Raw genomic sequence first — 26,835 nt, 5'->3', positions numbered from 1 at the left:
GACGACTCCCGTGCACATGTAGTGAGGCGAGCGCGAAAATGGGTAGCCAACGAGGGCTGGTTCAGCGCATCGAGCGCAAACTCGAATCAACAGTTGGTGATGCGTTTGCCCGGATGTTCGGGGGATCGATCGTGCCGCAAGAGGTGGAAGCCCTATTGCGCCGCGAGGCTGCCGATGGCGTCCGGTCCCTACAGGGCAATCGCCTTTTGGCACCCAACGAATACATCATTACCCTCAGTGTGCGCGACTTTGAGAAGTTGGGCGGCGACCCGGAGCTCACGTCGAGCGCTTTTGCTCGGTACTTGGCGGACTATATCCAGGAACAGGGGTGGCAAACGTATGGTGAAGTGGTCGTCCGGTTCGAGCAGGCCTCGAACCTGCACACCGGCCAGTTCCGCGCCCGCGGGACTGTCAACCCTGACGTCGAGCCCCGCCCGACGGCTACCGATTCCGCCCAGCCACAATCAAATCATGCGTTTGGCGCAGAACCAGGAGTACGACCGATGACTGACAATCCAGGCTACCGCGGCGGTCAGGGGCAGGGGCGGCCCGACGAGTACTACGACGACCGCTACCCGCCGCGGCCGCATGAGGGTGGCCAGCCGCCGTACCCGCCGGAAGCCGGCGGCTACCCGCCACAGCAGGGCGGCTACCCGCCGCCACCGCCACAGGGTGGCTACGGACAAGGCGGCTACCAGGATCCGGGCGGCTACGGACAGGGCCAGGCCGGCTATGGACAACCTCAAGGTCAATCGCCAGGCCAACCCCAGGGCGGCTACGACCAGCGCGGCTACGGCGAACAGGGCGGCTATGACCAGCGCGGCTATGGCGACCAGCGCGGCTACGGCGACCAGGGCGGCTACGGCGACCAGGGTCAGAGCAACTACGCGCCCACCTACGAGGCACCTCCCCCCGCCGCGCCCCAGGGTCCGCCCGCCGGCGGCTACGGGAGCCAGGGTGGCTACGGCCAGGACCAGGGCTACCAGCAGGGCGGCTACGGTCAGCCGCAAGGTGGCCAGCAGGGCTACGGCGGCGGCTACGGCGAGTACGGCCGCGAGCCCGCCCGTCAGGACGAGGGGTATGGCGCACCCAGCGCCCCACCGGCTCCCCCGGAGCCCCAGCGGCCGTCCTACGAGCAGGGCGGCGGTTACGGCCAGGACCAGGGCTACCAGCAGGGCGGCTACGGTCGTCAGGATTACGGCACCGGGGACTACACCCAGTACGCCGAGGCGTCGGCCCCCGGCGGGTACGCCCCGCAGGGCGGCTACGGCGAGCCGCAAGGCTATGGCGAGCCGGCGGGCCGCGAGTACGGCGATTACGGCCAGCCACCGGCTGCCGACTACGGCCAGCCGCCGACCCAGGATTACGGTCAGGCGAGCGGCGGCTACGGCGGCTACGGTCAGGGCGGCTACGGAGCGGTGGGGGCTCAGGTCACCTTGCAGCTCGACGACGGCAGCGGCCGCACCTACCAGCTGCGTGACGGCTCCAACATCGTCGGTCGCGGCCAGGACGCCCAGTTCCGGCTGCCCGACACCGGTGTGTCACGCCGGCATCTGGAGATCCGCTGGGACGGTCAGGTCGCATTGCTTTCGGACCTGAACTCCACCAACGGCACCACCGTCAACAACGCCCCGGTGCAGGAGTGGCAGCTGGCTGACGGCGACGTCATCCGCCTCGGTCATTCCGAGATCATCGTCCGCATTCACTGAACCCACTGATCGGAAGCCGCCGCGCATCTCCCCGCGCCGATCACCGTCGAAGTATGGTGACTTTGCTGAGGTGCACGGCATCACGTGCGCGGGGTGGGCAGTGCCGGGACGGAAAGGACCGCCGGATGCAGGGGTTGGTACTGCAACTGACGCGTGCCGGGTTCTTGATGCTGTTATGGCTGTTCATCTGGTCGGTGTTGCGGATCCTGCGTACCGACATCTATGCGCCCACCGGCGCGGTCATGGTGCGTCGCGGGTTGACGCTGCGCGGCAATCTGCTGTCCCCGCGGCAGCGCCGCGACACGGCGCGGTATCTGGTTGTGACTGAGGGGGCGCTGCAGGGCGCTCGGATCACGCTGAGCGGCCAACCGGTGCTCATCGGCCGCGCGGACGACTCAACCTTGGTTTTGACTGACGATTACGCGTCAACTCGGCACGCCAGGCTGTCTCAGCGCGGCTCCGAATGGTATGTGGAAGATCTAGGATCGACCAACGGCACATACCTCGACAGGGCCAAAGTGACAACTGCTGTGCGAGTTCCCATCGGCACGCCGGTTCGGATCGGCAAGACCGCAATAGAGTTGCGCCCGTGACCCCCTCCTACGACGAAGACGCCGGCGCAGCCGGGGGCGTGCAGGTACCGCCCGCCAGCGGGGGAGAATTGCGCCCGTGACCCTGGTCCTGCGATATGCCGCCCGCAGCGACCGGGGCCTGGTACGCGCCAACAACGAAGACTCTGTCTACGCCGGCGCACGGCTGTTGGCTCTGGCAGACGGCATGGGTGGCCATGCCGCCGGCGAAGTCGCCTCCCAGTTGGTGATCGCCGCCCTCGCCCACCTCGACGACGACGAGCCCGGCGGCGACCTGCTGGCCAAACTCGACAGCGCCGTGCGGTCCGGCAATGCCGCCATCGCAGCCCAGGTCGAGATGGAGCCTGACCTCGAAGGCATGGGCACCACGCTCACCGCCATCCTGTTCGCGGGCAACCGGCTCGGCCTGGTGCACATCGGCGACTCCCGCGGCTACCTGTTCCGCGACGGTGAGCTCACCCAGATCACCAAGGACGACACCTTCGTCCAGACCCTGGTCGACGAGGGCCGCATCACCGCGGAAGAGGCACACAGCCATCCGCAGCGCTCGCTGATCATGCGGGCGCTGACCGGCCATGAAGTTGAGCCCACCCTGACCATGCGGGAAGCCCGCGCGGGCGACCGTTACCTGCTGTGCTCCGACGGGCTTTCCGACCCGGTCAGCAACGAGACCATTGCCGACGCGCTGCAGATTCCCGACGTGGCCGAAAGCGCGTACCGCCTGATCGAACTGGCGCTGCGCGGTGGCGGCCCCGACAACGTCACGGTCGTCGTCGCCGACGTCGTGGACGACGAGTTCGGTCAGACCCAGCCGATCCTGGCCGGGGCGGTTTCCGGCGACGGCGATGACGACCAGCTGACGCTGCCGAACACCGCGGCGGGTCGCGCCTCTGCCATCGGCCCGCGCAAGGGCGAAGTGACCAAACGGGCTGCGCCGCAGGCCGAGCCGCCACCGAAGAAGCGCTGGTCACGGCGCCGGTTGACGCTTGTCATCGGGCTGACGGTGCTGGTGCTGATCGCCGGCCTGGTGATCAGTCGCCTCGTCATCCGCAGCAACTACTACGTCGCCGACCACAACGGCACCGTTGCGATCATGCAGGGAGTGCAAGGCTCGCTGCTGGGCTTCTCGTTGCACAGCCTTCATTCGTTGGGCTGTGTGAACGCCAAGGACGACATCTCCGAGGTCGGTGCGGGTCAGCCGACCAAGGACTGCCAGTTGATGAAGGTCAACGATCTGACGCCGTCGGGCCGGGCGTCGGTTCAGTCGTTGCAACTCCCCTCCGGCACTCTCGACGACGCCCGTAAGCAGTTGCGCGAGTTGGCCAAGTCGTTGAAACCGCGGTGCCATCAGGGCGCCACCTCGGCGCCCGAGCCGTCGGCCCCGTCGACGAACAGCAGCGGCACACCGGAACCGAGCTATGTGCCGTCCGCACCCGCTTCGGCCTCGCCGTCGTCGACCACCCCCTCCGCGGCGCCGACTTCGGCGCCCACCACCACGCCATCGACGCGCTCCAGCACCACCCCGGCAGCGCCTGCTACGCCGTCGTCGACTACGCCCAGCTCCGCCGCCCCGACGACCGAAACCCCGCAGCAGGCCGATTGCCGACCCGCGGCATGACCACAACGGAACTGCCGGCACCGGTAGCGGTGACACCCCCGTTGCCCACTCGGCGCAATGCCGAGTTGCTGTTGTTGTGTTTCGCCGCCCTGATCACCATTGCGGCGCTGTTCATCGTCGAGGCCAACCAGGAGCGCAGTCTGCACTGGGACCTCACCATCTACGGATTGGGTTTCCTCACCCTGTTCGGTATCGCTCATCTGGCGCTGCGGCGCTTCGCGCCCTACACCGATCCGCTGCTGCTGCCGGTGGTGGCGCTGCTCAACGGGTTGGGCCTGGTGATGATCCACCGTTTGGACCTGGTCGAGAAGCAGGTGGGCCGCCACGGACATCCCAGCGCCTACCAGCAGATGCTGTGGACCCTGGTCGGCGTCACTGCGTTCGCACTGGTGGTGACGTTCTTGAAGGATCACCGCCAGCTCGCGCGCTACGGCTACATCTGCGGTCTGGCGGGTCTGATTTTCCTGGTGATTCCCGCGCTGCTGCCGGCGTCACTGTCCGAGCAGAACGGCGCCAAGATCTGGATTCGGTTGCCGGGCTTCTCGATTCAGCCGGCCGAGTTCTCCAAGATCCTCCTGCTCATCTTCTTTTCCGCGGTGCTGGTGGCCAAGCGAAACTTGTTCACCAGCGCGGGCAAGCACGTGCTGGGGCTGACGCTGCCGCGGCCCCGTGACTTGGCCCCGCTGCTGGCCGCCTGGGTGATCTCGGTGGGTGTGATGGTCTTCGAGAAGGACCTCGGCACATCGCTGCTGCTGTACACGTCGTTTCTAGTGGTCGTCTACCTGGCCACTCAGCGATTCAGCTGGGTGATGCTGGGCCTGGTGCTGTTCGCCGGCGGAAGCCTGGTGGCCTATCACCTGTTCGCGCACGTGCGAGTTCGGGTGCAGACCTGGCTGGACCCGTTCGCCGACCCTGACGGCACCGGGTATCAGATGGTGCAGGCGCTGTTCAGCTTCGCCACCGGCGGCATCTTCGGGACCGGTCTGGGTAACGGCCAGCCCGACACCGTCCCCGCGGCCTCGACCGACTTCATCATCGCCGCGTTCGGAGAGGAGCTGGGTCTGGTCGGCCTGGCCAGCATCCTGATGCTGTACACGATCATCATCGTCCGCGGCATGCGCACCGCGATTGCCACCCGTGACAGCTTCGGCAAGCTTCTGGCCGCAGGTCTTGCCTCCACGCTGGCGATTCAGCTGTTCATCGTCGTAGGCGGGGTCACCAAGCTGATCCCGCTGACCGGTCTGACCACGCCGTGGATGTCCTACGGCGGTTCATCGCTGCTGGCCAACTATGTGCTGCTGGGCATCCTGGCCCGCATCTCCGACGGAGCCCGCCGTCCGTTGCGCACCCGGCCGCGCAAGAAGTCACCGATCGCGGCCGCCAGCACCGAGGTGATCGAGCGCGTATGAACACCTCGCTGCGCCGAATCTCGATGACCGTGATGGCGTTGATCGTCCTGCTGCTCCTCAACGCCACCATGACACAGGTCTTCACCGCTGACGGGTTGCGGGCCGATCCGCGCAATCAGCGGGTGTTGCTGGACGAATATTCGCGTCAACGCGGGCAGATCATCGCCGGTGGCCAGTTGCTGGCCTACTCGGTGGCCACCGACAGCCGTTTCCGTTTCCTGCGCGTGTATCCCAATCCGGCGGTGTACGCGCCGGTCACCGGTTTCTACTCCTTGCGCTATTCCAGCGCCGGCCTGGAACGTGCCGAGGACTCCCTGTTGAACGGTTCCGACGAACGGCTTTTCGGGCGGCGCCTGGCGGACTTCTTCACCGGACGCGACCCCCGCGGCGGCAACGTCGAAACCACGATCAACCCCCGGATCCAGCAAGCCGGGTGGGACGCGATGCAGCAGGGCTGCGGCGGGTCGCCATGCAAGGGCGCCGTCGTCGCTCTGGAACCGTCCACCGGCAAGATCCTGGCGCTGGTGTCCTCACCGTCCTACGACCCGAATCTGCTCGCATCGCACAACCCGGACATCCAGGCCCGAACCTGGCAAAATCTCCGCGACAACCCGGACAATCCGCTGATCAACCGCGCGATCTCGGAGACCTATCCGCCCGGGTCCACCTTCAAGGTGATCACCACCGCGGCGGCCCTGCAGGCCGGGGCCACCGATACCCAGCAGCTGACGGCGGCGGCCCGGATCCCGCTGCCTAACAGCACCGCGACCTTGGAGAACTACGGCGGCACCCCCTGCGGACCCGGCGACACGGTGTCGCTGAGCGAGGCGTTCGCCAAATCCTGTAACACCGCGTTCGTGCAGCTCGGCCTGATCACCGGAACCGACGCGGTGCGCAGCATGGCGCACGCCTTCGGAATGGACACCGCCCCCGAGCCCATACCGCTGCAGGTCGCCGAATCCACGGTCGGGTCCATCCCGGACGCGGCCGCGCTGGGCATGACCAGCATCGGTCAGAAGGACGTCGCGTTGACCCCGCTGGAGAACGCGGTGGTGGCCGCCACCATCGCCAACGGTGGCGTCATGATGCAGCCGTACCTGGTAGAAAGCCTCAAGGGGCCGGATCTGGCCAATATCAGCACCACGGCCCCGTACCAGCAGCGCCGCGCGGTGTCGCCGCAGGTCGCCGCTAAGCTAACAGAGCTGATGGTCGGCGCCGAGAAAGTCGCACAGCAGAAAGGGGCCATCCCCGGCGTGCAGATCGCATCCAAGACGGGTACCGCCGAGCATGGCACCGACCCGCGGCATACTCCACCGCACGCGTGGTACATCGCCTTCGCACCCGCGCAGGCCCCAAAAATTGCCGTGGCGGTGCTGGTGGAAAACGGCGGCGATCGCCTGTCCGCGACCGGGGGCGCATTGGCCGCGCCCATCGGGAGGGCAGTGATCGAGGCTGCTTTGCAAGGGGGACCATGAGTCGCCACAGGCGAGTGAGAATCGCAACGATGGCACCGGCCGTGGCGATCGCTAGCGTAGCCGTGGAGATCGCTGGCGCGGCACAGCCGGGCGCAGCGGGTCGCCACCGTCGGATCGGACCGGAGCGAGGCAAAACATGAGTCCCCGTGTTGGGGTGACGCTGTCAGGCCGGTATCGGCTGCAGCGGCTCATCGCCACCGGTGGCATGGGCCAGGTATGGGAGGCGGTGGACAGCCGCCTGGGCCGGCGCGTCGCGGTCAAGGTGCTCAAGCAGGAATTCTCCCAGGACCCGGAATTCATCGAGCGGTTCCGCGCGGAGGCACGCACCACCGCGATGCTCAACCATCCCGGCATCGCCCAAGTCCACGATTACGGCGAGAGCACGATGGACGGAGAAGGTCGCACGGCCTACCTGGTGATGGAGCTGGTCAACGGTGAGCCGCTGAATTCGGTGCTCAAACGCACCGGGCGGCTGTCGCTGCGGCACGCGCTGGACATGCTCGAGCAGACCGGTCGCGCGTTGCAGGTGGCCCACGCCGCCGGCCTGGTGCACCGCGACGTCAAGCCGGGCAACATCTTGATCACGCCCACCGGGCAGGTGAAGATCACCGACTTCGGCATCGCCAAGGCCGTCGACGCGGCACCGGTGACCCAGACCGGGATGGTGATGGGCACCGCGCAGTACATCGCCCCCGAGCAGGCCCTCGGCCATGACGCCACCCCCGCCAGTGACGTATACGCGTTGGGAGTCGTTGGGTACGAAGTAGTTTCGGGTAAGCGGCCGTTCACCGGCGACGGCGCCCTGACCGTGGCGATGAAGCACATCAAAGAGCCGCCGCCGCCGCTGCCCGCCGACCTACCGCCCAACGTCCGCGAGCTCATCGAGATCACGCTGGTCAAGAATCCCAGCCAGCGCTACCGCAGCGGCGGCCCGTTCGCCGATGCGGTGGCCGCGGTCCGGGCCGGTCGTCGCCCGCCGCGGCCCAGCCAGTCACCGCCGCCGGGGCGCGCCGCCCCCGCGGCCATCCCGTCGGCCACCCCCGCGAGGATCGCGCCGGCTCCCGCCACCCGGGCCACGGCACCGCGCCGGGCCGCCGGGCACCGCCCGCCGGCGCGGCGAACATTCTCGTCGGGTCAACGGGCGCTGCTCTGGGCCGCCGGTGTGCTCGGGGCGTTGGCGATCATCATCGCGGTGCTGATCGTGATCAACTCCAAGGCGGACAGTCAGCCGTCGCCCCCGCCGACGGTCACCAACACCGGCAGCGTTCAGACCGACGACCTCGGGCCCGCGCCGGACGCGGATCTCGACTGGACGGACAGCCCGCAAACCGGTAGTTCTGTACTGCACGCGTCGCTGGCCCGATTTGAGATACCGCGATGACCACCCCCCGGCACCTGTCCGACCGCTACGAACTGGGCGACATCCTCGGATTCGGAGGTATGTCCGAAGTTCACCTGGCCCGCGACCTACGGCTACACCGCGACGTCGCGGTCAAGGTGCTGCGCGCTGACCTGGCCCGCGATCCCAGTTTCTACCTGCGTTTCCGGCGCGAGGCGCAGAATGCCGCCGCACTGAACCACCCCGCGATCGTCGCGGTGTACGACACCGGCGAGGCGGAGACCCCAGCGGGTCCGTTGCCCTACATCGTGATGGAATACGTCGACGGGGTCACGTTGCGTGACATTGTGCACACCGAGGGCCCGATGACGCCCAAGCGGGCCATCGAAGTGATCGCCGACGCCTGCCAGGCGCTCAACTTCAGCCATCAGGCCGGCATCATCCACCGCGATGTCAAGCCCGCCAACATCATGATCAGCTCCGGCAACGCGGTGAAGGTGATGGACTTCGGCATCGCTCGTGCGATCGCCGACGGCGGCAACAGCGTCACCCAGACCGCCGCGGTGATCGGCACCGCACAGTATCTGTCCCCCGAACAGGCCCGCGGCGACTCGGTGGACGCCCGCTCCGACGTCTACTCGCTGGGCTGCGTCCTGTACGAAATGCTCACGGGTGAACCACCTTTCACCGGTGACTCGCCGGTATCGGTCGCCTACCAGCATGTGCGGGAGGACCCGGTACCGCCCTCGGAGCGCCATGAGGGGATCTCCGCCGACCTCGACGCCGTCGTGCTCAAGGCGCTGGCCAAGAACCCGGAGAACCGGTACCAGACGGCGGCGGAGATGCGCGCCGACCTGGTCCGGGTGCACAACGGTGAACCGCCGGAAGCGCCCAAGGTGCTCACCGGCGCCGAGCGTAAGGCCTTCATGTCGTCCTCGGGCATGGGCCACGGCGGTCCGCGCACCGACCCGCTGCCCCGACAGAACTTCGACGGCTCCGACCGCGACCGCCACGCCGGCTCGGTGGGTCGTTGGGTGGCCGTGGTCGCGGTGCTGGCGGTGCTGACGATCGTCGTCACGATCGCGATCAACACGTTCGGCGGAAACACCCGCAGCGTTCAAGTTCCCGACGTGCGCGGCCAGACCTCCGCAGATGCGATCGTGGCCCTGCAGAACAAGGGCTTCAAGACCCGCACCCAGCAGCGACCCGACTCTCAGATCCTGCCGGACCACGTCATCGGGACCGACCCGGCCGCGAATTCGTCGGTGGGAGCCGGCGACGAGATCACCATCAACGTCTCCACCGGGCCGGAGCAGCGGGAAGTGCCCGATGTGTCCTCACTGACCTACTCCGAGGCGGTCAAGAAACTGACCTCGGCCGGTTTCACCAAGTTCAAGCAGTCGAACTCCCCGTCCACCCCGGAGCTGCTGGGCAAGGTGGTCGGGACCAACCCGCCCGCGAACCAAACGTCGGCGATCACCAACGTGATCACGATCATCGTCGGCTCCGGCCCGGAGACCAAGCAGATCCCCGACGTGACGGGGCAGACCGTCGACGTCGCGCAGAAGAACCTCAACGTCTACGGATTCACCAAGATCACCCAGACCCAGGTGGACAGCCCCCGCCCGGCCGGTGAAGTCATCGGAACCAATCCGGCCAAGGGTGAGACCCAGCCCATCGACACCGTCATCGAACTGCAGGTGTCCAAGGGCAACCAGTTCATCATGCCCGACGTGACGGGCATGTTCTGGACCGACGCCGAACCGCGGCTACGGGCGCTGGGGTGGACCGGTGTGCTGGACAAGGGTCCCGACGTCGACGCCGGGGGCAACCAGCACAACAAGGTCGTGTATCAGAGCCCGTCAGCCGGTAGCGGTGTGAACCGGGACGGTGTGATCACGCTGAAGTTCGGTCAGTAGCCCCGGCATCACCGGGGAAGTGCGGCCGGATCGCGGTGAGCACCTCGTTCTCCAACCGGCGGACTAACGTGTCGTCGCGCGCCCAGCCGCAGTAGCTCAGCCAATTGGCCAGCATCCGGTGTCCGCCTTCGGTCAGGATCGACTCGGGATGGAATTGGACACCGTGGATCGGCAGCGACGTGTGCCGCACGGCCATGATCACCCCGCTCTGGGTGTGTGCGATGGCCTCTAGTTCGGCGGGCAGCGACTCGGGCAGGATGGTCAGGGAGTGGTACCGGGTGGCGGTGAACGGATCTGGAAGTCCTTGCAGCACACCGACATTAGTGTGGAACACGCTGCTGGTCTTGCCGTGCAGCAGCTCCGGCGCGCGGTCGACGATGGCGCCGAAGGCCACACCGATCGCCTGGTGTCCAAGGCAGACACCGAGCAGCGGGGTCTTCGTGGCGGCGCAGGCGCGCACCAGCGCGATGGATGCGCCTGCCCGCTCCGGGGTGCCGGGGCCGGGGCTGAGCAGGACGCCGTCAAATTCGCTGGCAACCTGTTGCGGGCCGTCCGTACCGGTGAGCCTGGCGTCGTCGTTGCGCCACACCGCAGCCTCGACGCCCAGCTGGCCCAGGTACTGCACCAGGTTGAACACGAAGCTGTCGTAGTTGTCGACGACCAGGATCCGCATCGTGACAGGTTACCGTCCGGCGGGAGGCGCCGCCGTCAGTAGCCGATCGGGCCGATGGGCTGCGCGAAGTGCAACCGCACCGGTTCGCCGTGTCCGACCACGGCGACGTCAGACTTGACGTCCTCCCGGTAGCCCAGCCCGAAGCGGACCACGTACTGCTTGTAGAGCGTGACCAGGGGAGCGGCGGCCAACGCCGCCTGCATGGCCGCCGCGTTGCCGATCGCGGTGATGGAATACGGCGGGCTGTAGGTGCGGCCGTTGAGCAGGAGCGTATTGCCGACGCACCGGACTACCGAGGTGGCGATGATGCGCTGATCCTGCATCTGGATCGCCTCCGCGCCGGCGCTCCACAACGCGTTGAGCACGCCGTCGATGTCTTGCTGGTGCACCACGAGGTCGTCCGGTGTGGCGTCGCGCGGAAACCGCCCATTGGCGTCGCGCTGGGCGTCGTTGAGGACGACGACCAGACCTGGGCCGTGCACCGGGTTCATGTCTGCCTCGCCCGCCAGCTCGGCAGCACGCTTGAGCATGGCCTTCAGCGCGACGTCCGATGACCGTCCGTGCGCGGCGTCGATCGTCCTGGTCAGCGCTTCACGCTCGGAATCCAGGTGCTCGACCGAGGAGCGCGTTTCTCGCACCAGGTCGACCAGGCGGGGTGCATCGCTGCGGCGGATCTCCGCGCCGCCGGAGACCCCGTGCGTGGCAGCCAGCAGCAGTCCGGCCAGCAGACACACCAGAGGGACACCGAAGCGCCACGGCGAACGGCGCCGATCGTCCATGGAGTCTCCCGTGGGCTAGTCTCGTATCCGAGCTCTACCTGCATGCAACCGTAATCGTTGCACCGTCCCGCTTGTTGTTGAGGTATCAGAGGTACACATGCCCAAGTCGAAGGTCCGCAAGAAGAACGACTTCACCGTCAGCGCGGTGAGCCGCACCCCGGTGAAGGTGAAGGTCGGGCCGTCGAGCGTGTGGTTCGTCGCGTTGTTCATCGGCCTGATGCTGATCGGCCTCATCTGGTTGATGGTTTTCCAGCTGGCAGCCTACGGTCCGCAGGCTCCGACAGCCCTGCACTGGATGGCGGAGCTGGGTCCGTGGAACTACGCGATCGCGTTCGCCTTCATGATCACCGGGTTGTTGCTCACGATGCGCTGGCACTGAGCAGTCACGACCGGAATCGACAGCCATTTCAATGCATTCATTCGGAGAGGGTTCGGTGATCACGCCAGCAACCTTCCGGCCACGCAATCACACGCGTGTGATTCATCCCCACTGTTGATAGCGTCTGTGGATAACCGCATCTGCCGTGGTGAGGGGGGCGCAGTCCCGCATGCAGCAAACTGAGTGGGCGCCGCAGACGGCGGGAATCGCTGGTTGCGGGATTGGCGGCCTCGTGCTGGCTATCGCCACTGTGACCCTCGTCACAGATCCGCCGGGGCGGGTCATCGCGGGGATCGCTGCAGTGGGTCTGCTCTTGTTTGCCCTGGCCTCGTGGCGCGCACGGCCGAAGCTGGCAATCACCCCCGAGGGATTGGCGGTGCGCGGATGGTTCCGCACACAGGTATTCAGCCGAGGCGTCATCAAGATCATCCGCATCTCGGAGTTCCGTCGCCACGGGCGCCGGGTCCGTCTGCTGGAGCTCGAAACCGTCGATGGGGGACTGCTCGTGCTGTCCCGCTGGGACCTGGGCACCGACCCATTAGAGGTGCTGGACGCGCTCACCGACGCCGGCTACGCGGGCTAGCTTTCTCTCGGGTCCTCGCCTGGCCGCGACGGTGCGCTTCGCTACGACGACCCGCGGCCTGACTTGCGGCCGGCGAACGTGCGCGTCTGTACACCGAAACGCCGCTGCGACCGGCATTAAGTGCACGATCGCGGCGGCAGCAGGTGCGCGCCAGTCGCTTGCGGCGGCGGCAGGGCGCTCGGGGCGGCGCCCGTCAGGAAATCGTGATCGACTCGATGACGACCGGATTGGTGGGACGGTCGCTGCCGTCCGTGGCGGTGGTGGCGATCGCGTCGACAACGCCCTGCGAGTCGGGGTCGATGACCTCGCCGAAAATGGTGTGGCGCCGGTTCAGGTGCGGGGTCGGGCCGACGGTGATGAAGAACTGGGAGCCGTTGGTGCCCGGTCCGGCATTGGCCATCGCGAGCAGGTACGGACGGTCGAACTGCAACTCGGGGTGGAATTCGTCGGCGAACTTGTAGCCGGGGCCGCCGCGACCGGTGCCGGTCGGGTCGCCGCCCTGGATCATGAAGCCCCGGATCACCCGGTGGAAGACCGCGCCGTCGTAGAACGGGCCCGACGGACCGCCCGAGGCGTTCTGGGTGGAGTACTCCTTCGTGCCCTGCGCCAGGCCGACAAAATTGGCGACGGTCTTGGGCGCGTGGTTCCCGAACAGGGCGACCTTGATGTCTCCGCGGTTGGTGTGCAGCGTGGCGGTGGCGGTCTGAATGGGGCTGTTAGTCACGGCACCACAGTCTGCCACTACGCGGGTCTTGCCCCACACCCGGTGCCGTCGCTCGGCACGCCAGTGCCTGCGCTCTAGCTCTAGGGCCCCGGTACCTGATAGGACTGCGTAGGACTTGAGCTGTACATCGAAAGGCGGCAGATGAGCCAGAAGGCGGAAGCCTCGTTGACCCCACGCGAGCGACTGACCCGTGGCCTGACCTACACGGCGGTGGGACCGGTGGATGTCACTCGCGGCGTGGTGGGTCTCGGGGTCCAGTCAGCCCACTCCACCGCGACGGAAGTTCGCCGTCGCTACCGGGAGGGCCGGCTGGCACGTGAGCTTGCCGCCGCCCAGCAGACCATCGGGCAGGAGCTCGCCGCCGCTCAGGAAGTGGTCGCCAACCTGCCGCAGCTGCTGCAGGAGGCCCGGCGCGATCAGCGACGCAGCAAGAAGCCGTGGCTGATCGCCGGAGCGGCCGCCGTCGTGGTGTTGGCCGGTGGCGCTGTCGCTTTCAGCGTGGTGCGGCGCTCGTCGAAGCCGGAGCCCTCGCCACGCCCGCCGAGTGTGGACGTCCAGCCGAGGCCGTAGCGGCTGGACCATCAGCCTCGCCAGCGGGTGTCGACTCCTCCGGGGCGGCTATTGAACCGGAGTGAGCGTGAACCTGTCGTGGTGATCGCCGATTTCGCAGGGCGCCGTGCTGGCCAGAAAGTGGACTTCGCCCTGGAGCGTGGCCGGGTCCCACCACTGCAAGACCTGCACAGGATGCTCACCGGCATCCCAAAGCGTTTCTCCCAGCATGTAGTCCGGGCACGACAGGCCGGCCGGGACGGATCGGTTCACGGTGTACACACCGTCGACCAGCACGGCATCGAATCCACGCCCCGGTCCCGTCTCCACATGTGCGACGCAGTTCGGATCGCACGTGGTAGCGATAGTCCACGTGCCGAAGTCGCCGTCCTCGTCCACATAGCTGTAAACACCGTTCATCTGAGCCGAGTCTGCTCGGGCGGTTGGTACTGCTGCGCCAAAGCCCGTCGCGCCGAAGATCCCCAGCGCGAACAAGTACGAAATACGTTTCATAATTAAAGATTATCGAATAAAAGGTTGGTGGTGGTCCCGGGGACCTGCCGCACGTTCTTCGCCCGCTGCGCCTACCACCGGCAGGCGAGGTTCGCTTCGTCAACGTATGAACCCGGCGGGACCGTCGCTGCGGCGGTCACTGTGGGACGCGCGCGGACCCCAGTACGGGCGCGACCGCCGCAACTCCAACAACTCGGCCTCCACCACCGCCGGCATCTGATGCGGACACGACACCGGCCGATGCGACCGATCCACCAACCCCTCCAGGCCCTCGGCCTCATACCGGGCCAACCAGGCGTGCAGCGTCTGGCGCGACACCCCCGTCTTCTCGGCCACCTGACAAATCGACAAACCATCGGCAATCACGGCCATCACGGCCTGATACCGCTGCTCGGCCACGCTCAACTCCCTCATCTAGGGAGTGTCAAGGATCAACCGAAGTAACTGTCAAACATCAGCCGAAACACTGTCAGGCATCAACCGAAACCGAAATGCCAAGCATCAGCCGAGGTCATACACAAAAAGAGTGGAGCCTAGGGGAATCGAACCCCTGACACCCGCCTTGCAAAGGCGGTGCTCTACCAACTGAGCTAAGGCCCCTCTGGTCTGTCAGGCACGTCGCCAGGGGTTACATCCGGTGCCACATGCCAGACCTCGACGTCACGGCGCGAACGCACCACCGCCGCAGCGCCCAGCGCGGCGGCCGCTGCCAGCGGCAGCGCGAATTTCACACGACGTCTTGACGGGCACATGATCGTGGGCCTAGGAGGACTCGAACCTCCGACCTCTTCGTTATCAGCGAAGCGCTCTAACCGCCTGAGCTATAGGCCCGTACTGGCACTATCTGGACATCAATGGCCGAGCGCCGAGATTACCGCACCGGCCGCCTGACTCCCAAAACGCGTCCACCCTAGTCCCGGTCTGCCAGCGTCACTTCGATTCCACCGATCAGGTCGGTCGTCAGGTTGTAGACGAATGCGGCGATGGTGGCCATCGCGGTCATCAAGACGATGTTGACCAAGCCGATCAGCACGGCCCCACCGAAGATGGTTCCGCTCGAGACGAGTTCACCGCTGCTGCCGCTGGTGTTGTTCAGCAGATCCCCGACGTTGCTGTTCAACTTCGACCACACGCCCATGCCGCCGAGGACCAGGTAGAGGAACGCCACAGCGATCATCCACACGAAGAACAGGGCCACCGACAGCAGCAGCGACACCTTGAGGGTGCTCCAGGGGTCAATGCGCCGGATCTGCATGCTGGCCCGCACCGGTCCCCGACCCCGTCGGGAACCCACCGCGACGCCCCGCGCTTCTCGCGCCTCGCCGGCCGCCGGGCGGCTTGGGGACGATGCCGGCGCCTCGGCGGGACGTTCCGGTTTGCGCGGCGTGCCCCGCGGAATCGGACCCGACAAATCCGGCAACTCGCTGGCGTACGCCTCCGCGGGTGGGTTTTCACTGCGCACGGCTGGCACCTCCGCCTGTGGGCCGGGCGTCGGCGCAGACGTCCCGGAGATGAAACGGTTGAGCCGCGCCTCGGAACTCGTGGGCGTCCGCACGTCGGTGGGCGGGTCGGCCGCCGGACGTGGCCCGCTCTGCGACCCTGCCCGGGTCGCCCCCCGCTGCCACGGCGGCGAGTCTGCGGCCTCCGGTAACCGTCCGGGCCCGGTCGTCGCCCGGTGCGCTCCGGCGCGTTCGACCGACCCGTCCCCGTTCGGGTTGTCACCCTGACTGGGGCCGCCCGACTCGTTCGGTGAACTCACCCCGACTCCTTACATGTCTGCTCAAGTAGCTGAGTCTATGCCGGGTACGCGGTGAGCCCACCCCCCGCCCGGGTCAGCTATTCGACTCCTCGCCCTCAACCTCGGCGTCGGCATTCTCTTCAGCATTGCGCGCGATGGCCAATAACGTGGCGCCCTCGCCCAGATTCATCAGCCGGACGCCCTTGGTTTGCCGCCCGGCCTTGCGGACCTGTTTGGCGGTGGTGCGGATGACCCCGCCTCCAGACGTGATGGCGTAGAGCTCACTCTCGTCGTCGACGATCAACGCGCCGACCAGCCTGCCGCGTCGCCGGTCGTACATGATGGTCAGCACCCCCTTGCCGCCGCGGCCCTGCACGGGATACTCCTCGATCCCGGTGCGCTTGGCGTAGCCGCCGGCCGTGGCGACCAGCAGGTAGGTGCCTTCCCGCACCACGTTGAGCGACAGCAACCGGTCGTCGGCGTTGAACCGCATGCCCTGCACGCCGGAGGTGGCGCGGCCCATCGGCCGCAGCGCCTCGTCGGTCGCCGAGAACCGGATGGACTGCCCGTTGGCCGAGACCAGCAACAGATCCTCCTCGGCCGAACACAACACCGCACCGACCAGCTCGTCGCCGTCGCGCAGGTTGACGGCCACGATCCCGCCGGAACGGTTGGAGTCGAAGTCGGTCAGCTTGGACTTCTTCACCAATCCGTTCTGGGTGGCCAGCACCAGGTACGGCGCATCCTCGTAACTCTTGATCTGGATGACCTGGGCGATGCGTTCCTCGGGCTGGAAGGCCAGCAGGTTCGCGACGTGCTGGCCGCGCGCGGTGCGAGAGGCCTCCGGCAGCTCGTAGGCCTTGGCCCGGTATACCCGGCCCTGGGTGGTGAAGAACAGGATCCAGTCGTGGGTGGAACACACGAAGAAGTGCCGCACGATGTCGTCCTGCTTGAGGCCGGCGCCCTGCACACCCTTGCCGCCCCGCTTCTGGCTGCGGTACAGGTCGGTCTTGGTGCGCTTGGCGTACCCGGTCTCGGTGATGGTGACGACGACGTCCTCGCGGGCGATCAGGTCTTCGTCGCTGACGTCCCCATCGGCCGCGATGATGCGGGTACGACGGTCATCGCCGTGCTTCTCCACGATCTCGCCGAGTTCGTCGCGCACGATCCCGCGTTGCCGCTCGGGTTTGGCGAGAATGTCTTCCAGGTCGGCGATTTCGGCTTCGATCTTGGCCAGGTCGTCGACGATGCGCTGCCGCTCCAGGGCCGCTAGGCGGCGCAACTGCATGTCCAGGATCGCCTGCGCCTGAATTTCGTCGATGTCGAGCAACTCGATCAGACCTTGGCGGGCGATGTCGACCGTCTGCGACGCGCGGATCAACGCGATCACTTCGTCCAGCGCGTCGAGCGCCTTGACCAGACCGCGCAGAATGTGGGCCCGCTCGTTGGCTTTTCGCAACCGGTAGGTGGTGCGGCGGATGATGACGTCGAGCTGGTGCTCGACGTAGTAGCGAATCATCTGGTCCAGCCGTAGCGTGCGGGGGACGCCGTCGACGATGGACAGCATGTTGGCGCCGAAGCTGGTCTGCAGCTGGGTGTGCTTGTAGAGGTTGTTCAGCACCACCTTGGCCACGGCGTCTCGTTTGATCTCCACGACGATGCGCAAGCCGACCCGGTCGCTGGACTGGTCTTCGATGTTGGAGATGCCGGCCAGCCTGCCGTCGCGAACCTGCTCGGCGATCGAGGTGATGAAGTTGTCGTGGTTGACCTGGTACGGCAACTCGGTGATCACCAACGACGTGCGGCCGCGCGAATCTTCTTCTACCTCAACGACTCCGCGCATCCGGATGGAACCGCGGCCGGTCTTGTAGGCATCGGAGATCCCTTGCGATCCCACGATCAGACCGGAAGTGGGGAAGTCGGGGCCCTTGACCCGCTCCATCACGGCGGCCAGTGTCGCCTCTTCGTCGGCGTCGTAGTTCTCCAGACACCAGAACACCGCCTCGGCGAGCTCGCGCAGGTTGTGAGGCGGGATGTTGGTGGCCATGCCGACGGCGATGCCGCCCGAGCCGTTGGCCAGCAGGTTGGGGAACCGGCTGGGCAGCACGGTCGGTTCCTGCACCCGGCCGTCGTAGTTTGGGATGAAATCGACTGTCTCCTCGTCGATTTCGCGCAACATCTCCATTGCCAACGGGGTAAGCCGCGCCTCGGTATATCTCATCGCGGCCGGTGGGTCGTTTCCCGGCGAGCCGAAGTTCCCCTGGCCGTCGACCAGCGGGTACCGCAGCGACCACGGCTGCGCCATGCGCACCAGGGTGTCGTAGATCGACGCGTCGCCGTGCGGGTGGTAGTTACCCATGGTCTCAGCGACCGAGCGCGCCGACTTGGCGTGGCTGCGGTCCGGCCGGAATCCGGAGTCGTACATGGCATACAGCACACGGCGGTGCACGGGCTTGAGGCCGTCGCGGACTTCCGGCAGGGCGCGGCCGACGATCACGCTCATCGCGTAGTCGATGTAGCTGCGCTGCATCTCCTGCTGAATGTCAACCGGCTCGATCCGGTCTGCCGGCCCGTCACCAGGAGGCAGCGTGGTGTCAGTCATCTATTCCTCGGTTTGTCGTTAGTTGCGACGGGCCGCATATCCCCAACTGGGTGATATGTCGTACTCGCCGGCTTTCGGTTTGGTCACTTGATGCTGTCCAGAGCCGTCGGCGTTTACTACGAAAATTGCCTGGCCACCGATGTCGAAAAGCGTTTCTGCGTAAGCAATCTGGCTACCGTCGGGCGAGAAACTCGGTGCAATGTATCCACCGCCGGTATCTGCGAGCTCCACGAGTTTGCGCGGGTTGCTGAAGTTGGCATCGGCGATGAACAGTGCGCTGCAGCTTCGGACCGAAAGCTGGTAGACGATCTTCGACCCGTCGCGCGAGTACTGCAGCTGCGCAGGTACACCACGGAAGTCCTCGGTTCGCCCGACGGCGTTGTCTGGAACCGGAAGGCGGAGCGTTTCCGTGGCGCCAGTGCGCACGGCATTGGTCTCAAACTCATTTCTGCCGTTGGACTCTTTGACGAAGGCGTCGTACACCACCGCCTGGCCGTCCGGTGCGAACACCACCCGCACACTCGGAAACGGTGGGCGTCCTTTGAGCGGCCCGACCAGCTGCTTGGGTGTCCCACCAGCCGCATCCACGACGAAGATCGTGTTCCCCGCAAGTCTGGAATCCACATAGGCGATCCGCCTGCTGTCGGGAGAGAAGGCGACGAGACGCTTGCTTGGGTGGGCTTCGGTCGGAGCATCCTTCGTCAGTTGTTGTGCGTTCCCGAGGTTGTCGTGGGTGACGAACACCTGCTTGGGCTCGCCCGCCACGTACGCCAGCCGCTGTCCGTCGGCGGAAAACGCCGGCAGATCGGCGATCTGGCCTACTGGTGTCGGGACGTGGTCACCGCTGCCGTCGACGCTGATGATGTGCATCGCTGACGCGCTTCCCTTCCCCAGCGCGTAGGCGATCACCAGTACCTCGTCGGTCTTGGCGTTCGGCGTTGTGGGGTGATTGCCGCAACCCGACAACAGGAGCGCAATCACTCCCAACGCCGCAAAGACCGCGGGCGGCGGCTTACACATCAAGGAAGCGAACATCTTTGGCATTGCGGGTGATAAAGCTGCGGCGCGCCTCGACGTCCTCGCCCATCAGGATGGAGAACAGTTCATCGGCCGCGGCGGCGTCGTCGAGGGTCACCTGACGTAGCACCCGCACGGACGGGTCCATGGTGGTTTCCCACAGCTCCTTGGCATCCATCTCACCCAGACCCTTGTAGCGCTGGATGCCGTCTTCCTTGTTGATCTTCTTGCCGGACTTCAGCCCGGCCTCCAACAGGCCGTCACGTTCCCGGTCGGAGTAGGCGAATTCGGGCTCGGAGCGTTGCCACTTCAACTTGTACAGCGGCGGTTGCGCCAGGAACACGTGGCCGTGCTCGAGCAGTGGACGCATGAAGCGGAACAACAACGTCAACAGCAGCGTCGAAATGTGTTGTCCGTCAACGTCGGCGTCGGCCATCAGCACGATCTTGTGGTAGCGGAGTTTGGAGATGTCGAACTCGTCGTGGATCCCGGTGCCCAGCGCGGTGATGATGGCCTGGACTTCGGTGTTCTTCAGCACCCGGTCGATGCGCGCCTTCTCGACGTTGATGATCTTGCCGCGCAACGGAAGGATCGCCTGGAACATCGAGTCCCGACCGCTCTTGGCCGAGCCGCCGGCGGAGTCTCCCTCCACCACATACAACTCGGACTTGCGGGGGTCCGTCGAACGGCAGTCGGCCAACTTGCCCGGTAGCCCACCGAGATCGGTTGCGCTCTTGCGACGCACCAACTCTCGCGCCTTGCGCGCCGCGATCCGCGCCTGGGCGGATGACACCGCCTTGTTCACCACGGTTTTGGCTTCCGAAGGATTCGCCTCGAACCAGTGCGTGAGCTGTTCGTTGCACACTTTCTGCACGAATGACTTGACCTCGGTGTTGCCCAGCTTGGTCTTGGTCTGGCCCTCGAACTGCGGTTCGGCGACCTTCACCGAGATCACCGCGGCCAATCCTTCGCGGATGTCGTCGCCGGTGAGGTTCGGGTCCTTCTCCTTGAGCAGCTTCTTATCTTTGGCGTACTTGTTCACCACCGACGTCAGCGCACTACGGAAACCCTCTTCGTGGGTCCCACCCTCATGGGTGTTGATCGTGTTGGCGAACGTGTGCACCGATTCGGAGTAGCCGCCGTTCCACTGCATCGCGATCTCCACTTCGTGGCCGGTACCTTTGCCTTCGAAGTCGATCACGCTCTGCTGGATGGGGCTCTTGGTGCGGTTGATGTGCTTGACGAAGTCGACCAGGCCGCCGGGGTAGTGGAAGGTGCGCTGCTTGACCTTGTGCGGTGCCTTGGATTCGGCCGCCTTCTCCTCGGCGGATTTCGGAGCGTCGGCGGTGTCGCTGACGACTTCGTCGACGACTTCGTCCTGCTCGACCCGCTCGTCGGTGAGGTTGATGGTCAGACCCTTATTCAGGAACGCCATCTCCTGCAGCCGGCGAGCCACCGTCTCGAAGTCGTATTCGGTGGTTTCGAAGATCTCCGGATCGGCCCAGAACCGAATCGTCGTTCCGGTCTTGCGGGTCGCCTCGCCTTGCTTGAGGGTGCCCGGCACGGCGCGCTCGTAGTACTGCGACCACTCGTGTCCGTCGCGTCTGATGTCGACTTCCAGCCGGGTGGACAGGGCATTGACCACCGATACGCCCACCCCGTGCAATCCGCCACTGACGGTGTAGCCGCTGTTCTCGCCACCGAACTTCCCACCGGCGTGCAGTTGCGTCATGACCACGTCCACCGTCGGCGCCCCGGTGGCGTGCATCGCCACCGGAATGCCGCGGCCGTCGTCGGCGACTTCTACACTGCCGTCGTCGAGCAACCGCACGTCGACCTTGCTGGCGTAACCGGCCATCGCCTCGTCGACCGAGTTGTCGACCACCTCCCAGATGAGGTGGTGCAGACCACGCTCTCCGGTGGAGCCGATATACATGCCCGGACGTTTGCGGACCGCCTCCAATCCCTCGAGGACGGTGATGGCTGAAGCGCCGTATTCGTTCTGTGCCTTCTTCTTAGGGGCAGCCACGGTCGGAATGCTCTCCTTGGGGTTGCATGCGAGCGGTCACCTCACCGCAGCGGTCGCATCCGACTACTCTACCGCTAAGGGACGACAGCACCGATTTTGTGGGCGCGTTTCCACCCTTCTGATTGCGCCGTGCGCTCAATTTCTTCGCTGTCGCCGCGTCCCGACGTTCCAGATAAGGGTTCGTCAATTTCTGGCGGCTCTCAGACGGCTGCGGTCTGTGCCTCGTTCACCTCGGAAGGACAACCCTAACCATAGGTGTCGCGAGGACCCCGACCGGCGATGTGACGGGGCCCCTTGCGCCACGACGGCGCCGCCGGGCCGGTGATTTTCAGCGAGGTCACCACGCCGTTGCCGACGGCAGCGGCGATCTTGGCGAGCAGCTGCGCATGCATGAGGCGCAGCTGCGTCGCCCACGCGGTCGATTCGGCCGTCACGCTGAGGACCCCGTCATGCAGTGCGGCGGGCGTGGCATGTTCGGCGATCTGCGCGCCGACCACCGAGGACCAGTGGCCGAATACCGTGCCTTCGGCCACATGGGCGGTCCACCCCTGCTGCTTGGCCAGGTCACGAGTCAGCCGACCCAACGGCTGGGGATCACGTGCATCGGGCCCTGGGCCCGACCAGCTCCGGCGCCCCGCGGCACCTCGGCGGCGAGGCATCGGGCCGGCACGGCCACGTCCAGCGTCCTGCCCGCGCTCGCGAGCGGCCGCGCGGGCCTCTTCCAGGGTTCGCCGCACCAGATCGAGACCCCGCTGGTTCACCTCATCCTGTTGTTCTTCCCTCATTGCCGCACCTCCGATACCGGACCGAGGTCGGTGTCGACCAGTTCGACGGACACTCGACGGGCTTCCCAGCCGTCGGGAATGTCTTCTGGGACCGCGGCGGTGACCAGCACCTGTTCGGCCGATTCGGCCACGGTGGCCAGCGCCCGCCGGCGTTTGGTGTCCAGCTCGGCGAAGACGTCGTCGAGCAACAACACCGGGTCGCTGCCATCGGTGCGCAGCAACTCGTAGGCCGCCAATCGCAAGGCCACCGCGAACGACCACGACTCGCCGTGGCTAGCGAAACCTTTGGTGGGTTGGTCTCCCAGGCGCAGTTCCAGATCGTCGCGGTGCGGGCCCACCAGGCACACCCCACGTTCCAGTTCCGCGTTTCGCCGTGCTGCCAGCGCGCGCAACAGAGCAGCCTCCAGCGATTGCTGGTCGTTCCCCGCCGGCACCGCCACCACATCCGTACTGGCACGGTAACCGATTGCCGCAGAACGTGATTCGGGATCCAGAAGGTGATATGCCTTGGCCACCTCCGGTGCCAACTGGTTCACCAGATCGATGCGCGCGGCCATCAACGCCGCCCCGTGCTCGGCCAGCCTGCTGTCCCACACGTCCAGCGTGTCCAGGGCGCCCCGGTCACCGCGGAACCGGGCACCGGAAAGCGACTTGAGCAACGCCGTGCGCTGCCGCAACACCTTGTCGTAGTCGGCACGCACGCCGGCAATGGTCGGCCGGCGCAGCGTCGCCAGCTCGTCGAGGTACCGGCGTCGGTCGGAAGGATCCCCGCGCACCAACGCTAAATCCTCTGGAGCGAACAACACCGCCCGCAACACACCGATGACCTCACGCGTGCTACGTACCGGGGACCGGTTCAGCCGCGCCTTGTTCGCCCGGCCCGCGGCGATCTCGAGGTCGACGGCACATTCCCGGCCCTCTTTGACCACGATGGTCGAGACCACCGCGCGATCGGCGCCCGCCCGGATCAACGGTGCGTCGGTACCCACCCGGTGCGAACCCATGGTGGTCGAATACCACAGCGCCTCAAGAAGATTGGTTTTTCCGAAGCCGTTGCGGCCGACGAACACGGTGCGCCCCGACTCGAGGTCGAGATCCACCTGGGCCCATGAGCGGAAATCCCGCAACACCAAACGCCGGACGTACACCTACGTCGCACCTATGCCGCGGCCCGCCGCGATCAGCCCGGCAGCCGCACCGGCATCAGCAGATACACGTAATCCGTCGGCACCGCAGCGAATGGACCGCTGCCGGTCGGCACCGGGTCGTCGGCTGACGCCGGCCGCAGCAACGCCGGCTTGCCGGGCGTGGTGAACCCGAACGACACCCGCTCGGAATGCAGCGAACCCAGACCGTCCGTCAAGTAGGTCGGGTTGAACGCGATCGTCAACGGTTCTCCCGCGTAGTCCACAGCGAGATCTTCCTCGGCTCGCCCGACATCATCGGCGCCGGCCGACAACCGCAGCATTCCGTCGGCGAACTCCATGCGGATCTGCGCGCCGCGGTCGGCCACGAGTGCCACCAGCTTGATGGCCTCGGTCAGTTCCGCCACGTTGATACTCGCAACCGCGGTGTGCTCGGCGGGCAGCAGCTGGCGGAACTTGGGGAATTCCGCGTCCAGCAGTCGGGTGGTGCTGCGCTTACCGTTGCCGGTGATCCCCAGCAGGCCGTCCTTGCCGACGCCCGGACCGGCGCCCAGCGACAGCCTAACCTCCGTACCGTCCCCACCGGCCTTGGCCGCCTCGGCCAGAGTCTTCGCCGGAACCAGCACCGCAGCCTCGATATCCGGGGACAACGCCGACCAGGTCAACTCGCGTACCGCGAGCCGGAACCGGTCGGTAGCCGCCAAAACCACCGTCTCGCCGGATATCTCGACCCGGATGCCGGTCAGCATCGGCAACGTGTCATCACGCCCGGCCGCGATCGCGACCTGCCCGATCGCCTCGGCGAACAACTCCGCGGGCAACGTCCCGGTCTCCTCGGGCAAGGTCGGCAGGGTCGGATAGTCCTCCACGGCCATCGTCGGCAACGAGAATCGCGCGCTTCCGCAGGTCAGCGCGACACGGTTGCCGTCGACATAGAAATCGACCGGCTTGTTGGGCAATGCTCTGGTGATGTCGGACAACAACCTACCCGACACCAAAACACTTCCCGGGGAGGCTATTTCAGCGGCCACCTGGACTTCGGAGGAAACCTCGTAATCGAATCCGGAAATGGTCAGACCGTCGTCAGTGCCGGTGAGCAACACCCCCGAGAGCACCGGGACAGTCGGCCGGGACGGCAGGTTCTTGGCTACCCACGAGACCGCTTCGGCGAAGGATTCCCGGACCAAACGAAACTTCAAGTCGGTGACAGCCCGTGTTGTAGCCGCGTCCATTGCGTCCCTTCACCTAACCTGACTTCCAATCGTGCCCAGCTCCCCCGCCGGCGTTGGGGACCCTCCGTGACGAACGCCGCTTGCTCGGTGATTCGCCGCGACGGCCGCAACAGCAGTCGAACAACAACCGTAGAGCTTCTGAGGCCAACTTGAAAGCTAGTCGGCGACGGGGACAAGGCGTGTATGGGGCTGCTCTGCGGATCGTCAACGACGAACGTCCCCAGGGCTTTACTTCAAACGACAAACTACGAAGAGATTTCAATATCAGTATTAAGGGCTGTGCAAGCTGGGGACAGCTTGGTCTTGCCGCAGCGTGCGGGCACGAGGCGGGTGTGGATGACTATGCAGCAGCCTGTGTGGTTCGCGGTGCGGGGCTGGGGACGAATCACCGATGTGCACGACGGGACGCGCGTGGCACGGCAGTTTGAGGAGGTTGTTCACAGCGGTACCCACAGCGCGGCGGTGATGCTCATGTGACTCAAGGGAGAGAAGTTTTTTGGAAAAATATCCGACGGGACGTGATTTTCAGCGCTTGGAGCGCTGCCGGATGCGCGTGGTGAGTTCTTTGACGTTGTCGAAGATCTCGCGGCGTTCGGCCATCTCGTTGCGGATCTTGCGTTCGGCGTACATCACCGTGGTGTGATCGCGGCCGAAGGCCTGCCCGATCTTGGGCAGTGAAAGGTCGGTGAGCTCGCGGCACAGATACATCGCGATCTGGCGCGATTGTGCGAGGGGACGGGCCTTGCCCGGGCCGCGCAACTCCTCGACGGTGGTGTCGAAGTATTCGGCGGTGGCCGCCATGATGGTGGCGGCGCTGATCTGCATGCCGCTGGCGTCGGCGATCAGGTCGCGCAGCACGATCTCGGCCAGAGATTTGTCGATCGCGGTCTTGTTCAGCGACGCGAATGCGGTGACCCGGATCAGTGCACCCTCGAGTTCGCGGATGTTGCGTTCGATGCTGCTGGCGATGAGTTCCAGCACATCGTCGGGTACCGCCAGACGTTCCACTTGTGCTTTCTTGCGGAGGATGGCGATGCGGGTTTCGAGATCCGGCGGCTGAACGTCGGTGATCAATCCCCACTCGAAGCGGGTGCGCAGCCGGTCTTCGAGCGTGGCGAGCTGTTTGGGCGGCCGATCGGAGGAGATGACGATCTGCTTGTTGGCGTTGTGCAGGGTGTTGAAGGTATGGAAGAACTCTTCCTGAATACCGTCCTTGCCCTCGATGAACTGAATGTCATCGACAAGCAGCACGTCGACGTCGCGGTAGCTGCGCTTGAACGACACCTTGCGGTCATCGCGCAGCGAGTTGATGAAGTCGTTGGTGAATTCTTCGGTGGAGACGTACTTGACGCGCATACCTGGAAACAACCGCTGGGCGTAATTGCCGGCGGCGTGCAACAGGTGAGTCTTGCCCAGACCCGACTCACCCCAGATGAACAGTGGGTTGTAGGCGCGAGCGGGTGCCTCGGCGATCGCCAGCGTGGCCGCATGGGCGAACCGGTTGGACGATCCGATGACAAAGGTGTCGAAGGTATAGCGCCGGTTGAGGCTGGTGCCCGAAGCTGCCGAGGTGTCGGAGGTGCTCGGTCGCTCGGCGAAATAACTCGGCCAGTTCTGCCCCGGGCCCACGACGGTGTCGCCTTGGTCGTGGTCGGCGACGCGTGCCTCGGCCCGCTCGGAAGTCTCGGCCGGGACGGGCGAGTCAGGAGGGGAGTAGGTGCTGTCGTCCTCGGTGGACGGCGGGGCGATGCGGACGCCGAGTTGGATCTGTTGTCCGAGACGACGGCTCAGCGCGTCGGTGATCGGAGTACGCAGGTGGCGTTCGATCTCGTTCTGGACGAAGACACTCGGCACGGAGAGCAGAGCAAATCCCTCGACGATGGTGAGGGGTTGTACGAGTTTGAGCCAGGCCCTTTGCTGGGCGGTCAGCGGAGTGGTGAGGGTGGAGCCGTTGCCGGCCTCACCGTTGAGCTCGGAGACGACCGCGTTCCATACCGAGGCGAATCCGGAACCGGGGTCATCGGTCAA

Annotated in this window: 22 protein-coding genes, 2 tRNA genes and 1 pseudogene; 10 read left to right on the top strand and 15 right to left on the bottom strand. The window is 65.9% G+C overall.

The window, feature by feature from the left end:
* The first annotated feature begins 38 nt into the window (after positions 1-38).
* The 7 genes from JX552_RS00125 to pknB all read left to right on the top strand — a co-directional run bounded on the left by JX552_RS00125 (position 39) and on the right by pknB (position 10,059).
* Positions 39-1,709 carry an FHA domain-containing protein gene (locus JX552_RS00125; protein WP_205875543.1) on the top strand — a complete coding sequence of 557 codons (1,671 nt, stop codon included), beginning with the start codon at positions 39-41 and terminating at the stop codon, positions 1,707-1,709.
* 125 nt (positions 1,710-1,834) lie between these two features.
* Positions 1,835-2,302 carry an FHA domain-containing protein FhaB/FipA gene (locus tag JX552_RS00120; RefSeq protein ID WP_065047758.1) on the top strand — a complete coding sequence of 156 codons (468 nt, stop codon included), beginning with the start codon at positions 1,835-1,837 and terminating at the stop codon, positions 2,300-2,302.
* Between the two features lie 76 nt (positions 2,303-2,378).
* Positions 2,379-3,917 (top strand): PP2C family protein-serine/threonine phosphatase, encoded by a 1,539-nt coding sequence (locus JX552_RS00115; RefSeq protein ID WP_205875542.1) that lies wholly within the window; start codon positions 2,379-2,381, stop codon positions 3,915-3,917.
* The gene (locus JX552_RS00110) at positions 3,914-5,326 is read left to right on the top strand and encodes an FtsW/RodA/SpoVE family cell cycle protein (RefSeq protein ID WP_205875541.1); all 1,413 of its coding nucleotides are present in this window, start codon (positions 3,914-3,916) and stop codon (positions 5,324-5,326) included. The genes JX552_RS00115 and JX552_RS00110 overlap by 4 nt, the downstream gene beginning before the upstream one ends.
* Positions 5,323-6,801 carry a D,D-transpeptidase PbpA gene (pbpA, locus tag JX552_RS00105; RefSeq protein ID WP_205875540.1) on the top strand — a complete coding sequence of 493 codons (1,479 nt, stop codon included), beginning with the start codon at positions 5,323-5,325 and terminating at the stop codon, positions 6,799-6,801. The genes JX552_RS00110 and pbpA overlap by 4 nt, the downstream gene beginning before the upstream one ends.
* Positions 6,802-6,937: 136 nt before the next feature.
* A complete protein-coding gene (locus JX552_RS00100) occupies positions 6,938-8,182 on the top strand; it encodes a serine/threonine-protein kinase (RefSeq protein WP_431195904.1) in 1,245 nt (414 codons plus the stop codon).
* Positions 8,179-10,059: a Stk1 family PASTA domain-containing Ser/Thr kinase gene (pknB, locus tag JX552_RS00095; RefSeq protein WP_205875539.1), complete on the top strand. Its 1,881-nt coding sequence runs from the start codon at positions 8,179-8,181 to the stop codon at positions 10,057-10,059. Before JX552_RS00100 ends, pknB begins: the two co-directional genes overlap by 4 nt.
* Here the strand turns inward: pknB and JX552_RS00090 are convergent.
* A complete protein-coding gene (locus JX552_RS00090; RefSeq protein ID WP_205875538.1) occupies positions 10,037-10,732 on the bottom strand; it encodes an aminodeoxychorismate/anthranilate synthase component II in 696 nt (231 codons plus the stop codon). The genes pknB and JX552_RS00090 overlap by 23 nt on opposite strands.
* 35 nt (positions 10,733-10,767) lie before the next feature.
* Complete coding sequence (locus JX552_RS00085; protein WP_205875537.1) at positions 10,768-11,511, bottom strand: DUF881 domain-containing protein; 744 nt, start codon at positions 11,509-11,511, stop codon at positions 10,768-10,770.
* A gap of 97 nt (positions 11,512-11,608) precedes the next feature.
* Here JX552_RS00085 and crgA point away from each other — a divergent pair, with 97 nt between their 5' ends.
* On the top strand, positions 11,609-11,890 hold the full coding sequence (gene crgA, locus JX552_RS00080; protein WP_205875536.1) for a cell division protein CrgA: 282 nt from the start codon (positions 11,609-11,611) through the stop codon (positions 11,888-11,890).
* A gap of 169 nt (positions 11,891-12,059) precedes the next feature.
* Positions 12,060-12,473 carry a PH domain-containing protein gene (locus JX552_RS00075; RefSeq protein WP_205875535.1) on the top strand — a complete coding sequence of 138 codons (414 nt, stop codon included), beginning with the start codon at positions 12,060-12,062 and terminating at the stop codon, positions 12,471-12,473.
* 193 nt (positions 12,474-12,666) lie between these two features.
* Here JX552_RS00075 and JX552_RS00070 read toward each other — a convergent pair whose 3' ends face one another.
* Positions 12,667-13,215, bottom strand: a complete 549-nt coding sequence (locus JX552_RS00070; protein WP_205875534.1) for a peptidylprolyl isomerase — start codon at positions 13,213-13,215, stop codon at positions 12,667-12,669.
* A 123-nt stretch (positions 13,216-13,338) separates the two neighbouring features.
* On the opposite strand from JX552_RS00070, the gene cwsA reads away from it, so the two are divergent.
* Positions 13,339-13,767: a cell wall synthesis protein CwsA gene (cwsA, locus tag JX552_RS00065; RefSeq protein ID WP_205875533.1), complete on the top strand. Its 429-nt coding sequence runs from the start codon at positions 13,339-13,341 to the stop codon at positions 13,765-13,767.
* A gap of 48 nt (positions 13,768-13,815) precedes the next feature.
* Here cwsA and JX552_RS00060 read toward each other — a convergent pair whose 3' ends face one another.
* From JX552_RS00060 to dnaA, 12 genes and pseudogenes are all read right to left on the bottom strand, one after another.
* Positions 13,816-14,166 (bottom strand): hypothetical protein, encoded by a 351-nt coding sequence (locus JX552_RS00060; protein WP_205875532.1) that lies wholly within the window; start codon positions 14,164-14,166, stop codon positions 13,816-13,818.
* A 243-nt stretch (positions 14,167-14,409) separates the two neighbouring features.
* Positions 14,410-14,673: pseudogene (locus JX552_RS00055) on the bottom strand (helix-turn-helix domain-containing protein); the annotation flags it as partial.
* 113 nt (positions 14,674-14,786) lie between these two features.
* A tRNA-Ala gene (locus JX552_RS00050) sits at positions 14,787-14,859 on the bottom strand.
* 157 nt (positions 14,860-15,016) lie between these two features.
* Positions 15,017-15,090, bottom strand: a tRNA-Ile gene (locus JX552_RS00045).
* Positions 15,091-15,169: 79 nt separating this feature from the next.
* Positions 15,170-16,018, bottom strand: a complete 849-nt coding sequence (locus JX552_RS00040) for a DUF3566 domain-containing protein (RefSeq protein ID WP_205875531.1) — start codon at positions 16,016-16,018, stop codon at positions 15,170-15,172.
* 73 nt (positions 16,019-16,091) lie between these two features.
* Positions 16,092-18,599, bottom strand: a complete 2,508-nt coding sequence (gene gyrA / locus JX552_RS00035) for a DNA gyrase subunit A (RefSeq protein ID WP_205875530.1) — start codon at positions 18,597-18,599, stop codon at positions 16,092-16,094.
* Positions 18,600-18,617: 18 nt separating this feature from the next.
* Positions 18,618-19,508 carry a TolB family protein gene (locus tag JX552_RS00030; protein ID WP_205875529.1) on the bottom strand — a complete coding sequence of 297 codons (891 nt, stop codon included), beginning with the start codon at positions 19,506-19,508 and terminating at the stop codon, positions 18,618-18,620.
* 103 nt (positions 19,509-19,611) lie between these two features.
* Positions 19,612-21,645 (bottom strand): DNA topoisomerase (ATP-hydrolyzing) subunit B, encoded by a 2,034-nt coding sequence (gene gyrB, locus JX552_RS00025; RefSeq protein ID WP_205875528.1) that lies wholly within the window; start codon positions 21,643-21,645, stop codon positions 19,612-19,614.
* A 245-nt stretch (positions 21,646-21,890) separates the two neighbouring features.
* Entirely contained in the window at positions 21,891-22,430 is a 540-nt protein-coding gene (locus tag JX552_RS00020) for a DUF721 family protein (protein WP_205875527.1), read from the bottom strand.
* Complete coding sequence (gene recF, locus JX552_RS00015; RefSeq protein WP_205875526.1) at positions 22,427-23,578, bottom strand: DNA replication/repair protein RecF; 1,152 nt, start codon at positions 23,576-23,578, stop codon at positions 22,427-22,429. Before recF ends, JX552_RS00020 begins: the two co-directional genes overlap by 4 nt.
* Positions 23,579-23,610: 32 nt before the next feature.
* The gene (gene dnaN / locus JX552_RS00010; protein WP_205875525.1) at positions 23,611-24,807 is read right to left on the bottom strand and encodes a DNA polymerase III subunit beta; all 1,197 of its coding nucleotides are present in this window, start codon (positions 24,805-24,807) and stop codon (positions 23,611-23,613) included.
* Positions 24,808-25,332: 525 nt separating this feature from the next.
* Positions 25,333-26,835, bottom strand: coding sequence for a chromosomal replication initiator protein DnaA (gene dnaA / locus JX552_RS00005; protein ID WP_205875524.1), 1,503 nt, complete (start codon positions 26,833-26,835; stop codon positions 25,333-25,335).

The organism is Mycobacterium gordonae (assembly GCF_017086405.1).
Taxonomy (GTDB): domain Bacteria; phylum Actinomycetota; class Actinomycetes; order Mycobacteriales; family Mycobacteriaceae; genus Mycobacterium; species Mycobacterium gordonae_D.
This window is presented reverse-complemented; position numbering and strand designations above follow the sequence as displayed.

Coding starts and splice junctions, on each gene's coding strand:
- JX552_RS00125 (WP_205875543.1), top strand. CDS start 39: ATGGGTAGCCAACGAGGGCTGGTTCAGCGCATCGAGCGCAAACTCGAA.
- JX552_RS00120 (WP_065047758.1), top strand. CDS start 1,835: ATGCAGGGGTTGGTACTGCAACTGACGCGTGCCGGGTTCTTGATGCTG.
- JX552_RS00110 (WP_205875541.1), top strand. CDS start 3,914: ATGACCACAACGGAACTGCCGGCACCGGTAGCGGTGACACCCCCGTTG.
- pbpA (WP_205875540.1), top strand. CDS start 5,323: ATGAACACCTCGCTGCGCCGAATCTCGATGACCGTGATGGCGTTGATC.
- JX552_RS00100 (WP_431195904.1), top strand. CDS start 6,938: ATGAGTCCCCGTGTTGGGGTGACGCTGTCAGGCCGGTATCGGCTGCAG.
- pknB (WP_205875539.1), top strand. CDS start 8,179: ATGACCACCCCCCGGCACCTGTCCGACCGCTACGAACTGGGCGACATC.
- JX552_RS00090 (WP_205875538.1), bottom strand. CDS start 10,732: ATGCGGATCCTGGTCGTCGACAACTACGACAGCTTCGTGTTCAACCTG.
- JX552_RS00085 (WP_205875537.1), bottom strand. CDS start 11,511: ATGGACGATCGGCGCCGTTCGCCGTGGCGCTTCGGTGTCCCTCTGGTG.
- crgA (WP_205875536.1), top strand. CDS start 11,609: ATGCCCAAGTCGAAGGTCCGCAAGAAGAACGACTTCACCGTCAGCGCG.
- JX552_RS00075 (WP_205875535.1), top strand. CDS start 12,060: ATGCAGCAAACTGAGTGGGCGCCGCAGACGGCGGGAATCGCTGGTTGC.
- cwsA (WP_205875533.1), top strand. CDS start 13,339: ATGAGCCAGAAGGCGGAAGCCTCGTTGACCCCACGCGAGCGACTGACC.
- JX552_RS00060 (WP_205875532.1), bottom strand. CDS start 14,166: ATGAACGGTGTTTACAGCTATGTGGACGAGGACGGCGACTTCGGCACG.
- gyrA (WP_205875530.1), bottom strand. CDS start 18,599: ATGACTGACACCACGCTGCCTCCTGGTGACGGGCCGGCAGACCGGATC.
- JX552_RS00020 (WP_205875527.1), bottom strand. CDS start 22,430: ATGAGGGAAGAACAACAGGATGAGGTGAACCAGCGGGGTCTCGATCTG.
- dnaN (WP_205875525.1), bottom strand. CDS start 24,807: ATGGACGCGGCTACAACACGGGCTGTCACCGACTTGAAGTTTCGTTTG.